4 protein-coding genes and 1 pseudogene are annotated in these 6,087 nt (G+C 56.2%); all 5 read left to right on the forward strand.

Annotated features, from left to right (window positions below; translation table 11 throughout):
* Positions 1-225 precede the first annotated feature (225 nt).
* Positions 226-546, forward strand: coding sequence for a hypothetical protein (locus G9Q73_RS06095; protein ID WP_177419001.1), 321 nt, complete (start codon positions 226-228; stop codon positions 544-546).
* A gap of 202 nt (positions 547-748) precedes the next feature.
* Positions 749-3,661: pseudogene (soeA, locus tag G9Q73_RS06100) on the forward strand (sulfite dehydrogenase subunit SoeA).
* A gap of 30 nt (positions 3,662-3,691) precedes the next feature.
* A complete protein-coding gene (soeB, locus tag G9Q73_RS06105) occupies positions 3,692-4,417 on the forward strand; it encodes a sulfite dehydrogenase subunit SoeB (protein ID WP_177419002.1) in 726 nt (241 codons plus the stop codon).
* A gap of 83 nt (positions 4,418-4,500) precedes the next feature.
* Positions 4,501-5,478, forward strand: a complete 978-nt coding sequence (locus G9Q73_RS06110; protein WP_177419003.1) for a dimethyl sulfoxide reductase anchor subunit family protein — start codon at positions 4,501-4,503, stop codon at positions 5,476-5,478.
* 46 nt (positions 5,479-5,524) lie between these two features.
* Positions 5,525-6,087, forward strand: a 563-nt coding sequence (locus G9Q73_RS06115; protein WP_177419004.1) for an esterase/lipase family protein, incomplete at its 3' end; no start/stop codon positions are given.

Here is a 6,087-nt window from a genome sequence, read left to right on the forward strand (position 1 = left end):
TTGATGTTACGTACTTCGTTTTAAGTTACCTCACGATTCAGCACATCTACGGAGTTTTCGGGCAGAGCCGCGCCTAAAGTTTTTCCACCATCCGGCGATATATGAAACTCAATTCTCTGTGAAGCAGGGTCCAGTAATGAAAATTGCGGTGGATGATCCGAAGTGATGCGAAACAATGCGGGGTATTAACGAAGGTGATGAGCTGCAGTGTGCTGGCGGAAGGGAATGGGCATGCAGGCGATGCGGTTGCCGCGACAATGCGGTGATCTGGTACTGGTGATCAATATGCCAGTGCGCCAGACGGTAGTATCAAATCTTTGTCAGCAAATTGCGCCCGTCTGGATCACTATGCTGAGACGCCGATCTCATCATGTTGATACCAGCAGCTGGAGCTTTAAAAAAGTAAAGCCAGCGCATGAGCATAATGATTGCAAGCCCTTCGACCCCAAACGCCTGCAAAAGGCGGTGAATACCATGTTGGCAAAAAGCGGGTGGCACCGCCGCGGCCCGCAGCTGATGAGCCCACTATTTCGTGATGCCGGCTGAATTACCCGGCTAACTGCCGGGTAAACTGTCGGCTCCCGGCCAATCAGCAGTTTCTACTGCATTCTCTGCTCTATCTTCATCTCTGGCCGGCTCAATTGGGTTATTGCCACACCACCGCGATTGGTAATATTAATAAGAAAAGGCTAATATATTAAAATTATTGCCGATTGTTATTTCCGCTCTATTGCCTAGGTTTTTCAGCATGCAGGATCCCACTTCCAGGTCTGATAGTGATCAGGGACGCGTCGAGGTCAAAGAGACCACCTGTTACATGTGTGCCTGCCGTTGCGGCATCCGGGTGACCTTGCGGGATGGCGAGATTCGCCACATCGAAGGCAATCCCGACCATCCGCTGAACAAGGGGGCGATCTGCGCCAAGGGTTCCTCCGGCATCATGAAGCAGTACTCGCCGGCACGGCTGACCAAACCGCTGCTGCGCAAGCAGGGGGCAGAGCGTGGCAGTTCTGAATTTGAAGAGATCTCCTGGGAACATGCGTTTGAGCTGATAGAGGGACGACTGTCGAAGATCCGCGCCGAGGATCCCAAAAAGTTCGCCCTGTTCACCGGGCGTGATCAGATGCAGGCCCTGACCGGCATGTTTGCCAAGCAGTTCGGCACCCCGAACTACTCAGCACATGGCGGTTTCTGTTCCGTGAATATGGCCGCCGGTATGATCTATACCATTGGCGGTTCCTTCTGGGAGTTCGGTGGTCCCGATTTGGATCGGGCCAAGCTGTTTATCATGATCGGCACGGCGGAGGATCACCACTCCAATCCGCTGAAGATTGCGCTTGCAGATTTCAAACGCCGTGGCGGCCGCTTCATCTCCATCAATCCGATACGCACCGGTTATTCGGCGATCGCCGATGAGTGGGTGCCCATCAAGCCCGGCACAGACGGTGCGCTGATCATGGCGATCACCCATGAGCTGATCAAGCAGGGGCTCTATGATCGTGACTTTCTGATCAAATACACCAACTCGGCGGAACTGGTGGTGGATGATCCCAGCCGCGATGATCACGGTCTTTTCCGTCGTTTCGAGATGCATATCGAAGAGGGCTGTTTCGACCCTGAGAACAAGCTCTGGTGGGACATTGATCTGGACCGTGAGATATCCACCCATACACCTGGTGTCGATCCCCGCCTGATGGGCGAGTTCAAGCTGGAGGATGGCACGCCGGTGAAGCCGGCATTCCAGTTGCTGAAGGATCGGGTCGAAGAGTATACGCCGGAGTGGGCTGCGCATATCACCGGCATCCCGGCTGACACAATCCGCCGCCTCGCCCATGAGATGGGAGTGGTGGCCCGTGATCAGAAGATCGAGCTGCCGATCCAGTGGACCGATACATGGGGCAACGATCATGATTCGGTGATCGGCAACCCGGTGGCCTTTCATGCAATGCGTGGGCTCGCTGCCCACTCCAACGGTTTTCAGTCGATACGCGCACTGAGTATCCTGATGACGCTCTTGGGCACCATCGATCGTCCCGGCGGTTTCCGCCACAAGGCGCCGTTCCCCCGTCCGATTCCCCCCTGTCCCAAACCACCGAATGGCCCGGAGGCTGTACAACCCAATACGCCGCTGGATGGGATGCCTTTGGGTTGGCCTTCGAAGCCCGACGACCTGTTTGTCGACGAGGATGGCGAGGCGGTGCGTCTCGACAAGGCCTTCTCCTGGGAGTACCCCCTGTCGGTACATGGTCTCATGCACAACGTTATCACCAATGCCTGGCGCGGTGACCCCTACAAGATCGATACCCTGCTGCTGTTCATGGCCAATATGGCGTGGAACAGCTCCATGAACACCGAGAATGTGCGCAAGATGCTCACCGACAAGGATGAGAGTGGGGAGTACAAGATCCCGTTTCTGATCGTTGCAGATGCCTTCCAGTCTGAGACCGTGGCGTTTGCGGATCTGGTGCTGCCGGACACCACTTACCTGGAGCGCCATGATGCCATGTCGATGCTCGACCGGCCGATCTCCGAGTTCGACGGGCCGGTGGATTCGGTGCGCATTCCGGTGGTGCCGCCCCGTGGCGACTGCAAACCCTTTCAGGAGGTGCTCATCGAGTTGGGATCCCGTCTCGGTCTGCCCGCCTTTGTCAAAGAGGATGGCAGCCGCAAGTTTCGAGACTACCCCGATTTTATCGTCAACTATGAGACCTCGCCGGGTTCTGGTATCGGTTTTCTTGCCGGTTGGCGCGGCAAGGGCGGCGAGAAGTTCCTCAAGGGCGATCCCAATCCCCGGCAGTGGGAGATGTATAAGGAGAACGGCTGCTTTTACCACTATGAGCTGCCGAAGTCCTACCAGTATATGCGCAACTGGAATCGCGGCTATCTGGAGTGGGCGCGGGCTCACAGCATGATCCGCTACGCAGAGCCCATTACGATTCACCTCTACTCCGAGGTGTTGCAGCGCTTCCGTCTGGCAGCCCAGGGAAAGTGGCCTGGTCGTATACCGCCGTAGCGCCTGCGTAAACGTGTCGAGGAAAATTTCGATCCGCTGCCGTTCTATTCCGCACCGCTGGAACACAAGCTGGTGGATACCCAAACCTATCCACTGAATGCCCTGACTCAGCGGCCGATGGCGATGTATCACTCCTGGGACTCCCAGAATGCCTGGTTGCGGCAGATCCACACCCATAACTATCTGTTTGTGAACCCCCGCACCGCTGAGGCCAACGGCTTTGGTGATGGTGACTGGATCTGGATCGAGTCGCCCATCAACAAGGTGCGCTGCATGGCGCGTTTTTCCGAGGCGGTGGAGCCGGGCACAGTCTGGACCTGGAACGCTATCGGCAAGGCGGCAGGCAGTTGGGGGCTATCCCCCAAGGCGAATGAGTCCCAGAAGGGCTTCCTGCTCAATCACGTTATCTCCGAAGAGCTGCCACCCTGCGAGGCGGGGGAGCATATGTCCAACTCCGATCCTGTGACCGGACAGGCTGCCTGGTTCGATGTGCGGGTGAGGATCTACCCGGCGGAGGCTGGAGAGCCAGAGGTGACTTCGCCCCAGTTCAAGCCGCAGAAGAGAGTGCCGGGTCAGGATCCGAAGCGTGGCAAGTGGCAGGCGTTTGTGGCGGGTGCTTTTCGCAAAAAGGCGAAAATTCAGGAATGAAGAAGCGGGAACGTAAAGACGGTTAATGTTATGACTCAACTCGCACTGGTTATCGACCTCAATGTCTGCGTGGGCTGTCATGCCTGTGTGACCTCCTGCAAGGAGTGGAATACCTCCGGCTGGGCGGGTCCCTTGACCGATCAGCGCCCCTATGATGCCGATCCTACCGGCGTCTTCTTCAATCGGGTACAGACCTATGAGGCGGGCGTGTTCCCCAACACCGAGACCTACCACTTCCCGAAATCCTGCCTGCACTGTGAAGATCCTCCCTGTGTGCCGGTCTGTCCCACCGGGGCCTCCTACAAACGGGAGGACAACGGTGTGGTGCTGGTGGATTACGACAAGTGCATCGGCTGTAAATACTGCTCCTGGGCCTGTCCCTACGGTGCTCGTGAGTTTGATGAGCAGCAGAAGGTGATGAAGAAGTGCACCCTCTGCATCGACCGGATCACCGATATGAGCCTGCCAGAGTCGGAACGCAAGCCTGCCTGTGTGTTGGCCTGCCCCACCCGTGCACGAATCTATGGCGATATTCATGATCCCGACTCTGAAGTGTCGGTGGCGATCCGTGAGCAGGGGGGGTATCCGCTGCAGCCTGAGTGGGGGACTAAGCCCTCAAACCACTATCTGCCGCGTCGCAAGACCCGGATTCAGATCCACGAGGATGAGCTGGTGCGTGTCGATAATCCGTTGAAGAAAGAGGCGCTGCCGACGCTGCCTGAGGCCGGTGAGACTCTGGACGATGTGGCTTGGTAAGAAGGCTAAAGGCTAAAGGCTAAAGGTTAAAGATTTTGTGCCGGACTTCAGGGTCTTTCTGAATCCGGTAAACGGAGAAAATAATGCACCCGGCATTTTCGGTAATATTTCTGACGACGTTGATCGGTGTGGGCCAGGGGCTGTTTCTGGCGCTCTATACCGGTCAACTCTATGCGCTGGCAAATTTGCTGCCTGCGCAGAGCAGTAATTTCTATGCGGTTGGAAGCATGGTCTCTCTGGTACTGTTGTTTGCGGGTCTGATCGCCTCGTTTTTCCACCTGGGGCATCCGGAGCGTGCCTGGCGTGCGGCCACCCAATGGCGTACATCCTGGCTCTCCCGTGAGGTACTGGCCCTGCCGGCTGCCATGGGACTGATCTTTCTCTACGGTACGGTGCACTTTTTCGGTCTGACGAAACCGCTGTTTGTTATCTCCGGCACTCTGCCGGTCGATTTCTCCCTGATTATCGGTGGTCTGGGCACGCTGGCGGTTTTTGGCCTGTTTCTCTGTACCGCAATGATCTATGCCAGTCTGCGCTTCATCAAGGCGTGGTATTCACCGCTGACGGTAGCGAACTTTCTGTTTCTGGGTATTGCCTCAGGGTTCATGCTCGCTTCGGCTTTCTCTGCCTACCAGGGGAATTCACTGGTGGGTTTCTACGGCACTTGGGCGGTGATTGCGACTCTGTTCGGCCTGCTGACCCGTGTTGCTACCCTCTACCGGAACAGCCACTTCAGATGCAAGGTTGATTTGAAGTCGGCAGTGGGTGTTCATCATTCCCAACTGGAGCAGAAGGCCCAGGGTTTCATGGGTGGATCATTCAATACGCGTGAGTTTTTCCACGGTAAATCCCAGGGATTGCTGAACCTGATCCGTTATGCATTTCTGCTGATGGTGTTTGCCGTGCCCGTGATCCTGATTCTGCTCGCTTATGCCCTGGAGTCGGAAACCTTGCCGCTGCTGGCCTTCGGAATCCAATACCTCGGCCTGATTTTGGAACGCTATCATTTCTTTACCGAGGCGCAGCATCCGCAGAATCTCTACTACCAGAGCATGGCGTAGCAATCTGGCAATATTTGACTCACTTGATGTGAAAAGAGGTGAAACCATGAGACGTGCAGTAAAAGTCTTCATTCTGTTCTTTCTTGGCCTGCAAAGCCTGCCGGCCAGCCCCGATGTTTTAGTCCTCGTGCATGGTTATCTGGGCAGTGCATCGTCTTGGGAGACCAGTGGCGTCAATGCTATTTTGGCCCAAAACGGTTGGCAGCGTGCTGGCCTTGCCACCCCTCAGAGGATTCTTCCGGGACCGGGAAGTAACGCTGTCAATAAGGTCTACCCGGTTGAGCTGCCGTCTCTTGCACCCATTGCGGTACAGGCAAATCTCCTGGGGGGTATGATCTCCGCGATCTCTGCCCGGCATCCTGACGAGTCATTGATCCTGGCAGGTCACTCCGCCGGCGGTGTGGTGGCAAGGATGGTGCTTGTCCAAGGTCGGGCTCCCAAGGCCAAGAGATTGATCACCATCGGGTCGCCTCATCTCGGTACTATTCGTGCGGTGCAGGCCCTGGATGCGACAGACAGTTCCGGACCCTTTGGCATTATCAAGGATTTCTTTGGGGGAGATCTCTACGATCTGGTCCAGGACTCCTGGGGAGTGTTGATCGATCTTAC

Source organism: endosymbiont of Lamellibrachia barhami (assembly GCF_011947365.2).
Lineage (GTDB): Bacteria > Pseudomonadota > Gammaproteobacteria > Chromatiales > Chromatiaceae > QGON01.

Bases quoted from the DNA above. Each gene is read 5' to 3' on its own strand.
- soeB (WP_177419002.1), top strand. From the start codon at position 3,692: ATGACTCAACTCGCACTGGTTATCGACCTCAATGTCTGCGTGGGCTGT.
- G9Q73_RS06110 (WP_177419003.1), top strand. From the start codon at position 4,501: ATGCACCCGGCATTTTCGGTAATATTTCTGACGACGTTGATCGGTGTG.
- G9Q73_RS06095 (WP_177419001.1), top strand. From the start codon at position 226: ATGGGCATGCAGGCGATGCGGTTGCCGCGACAATGCGGTGATCTGGTA.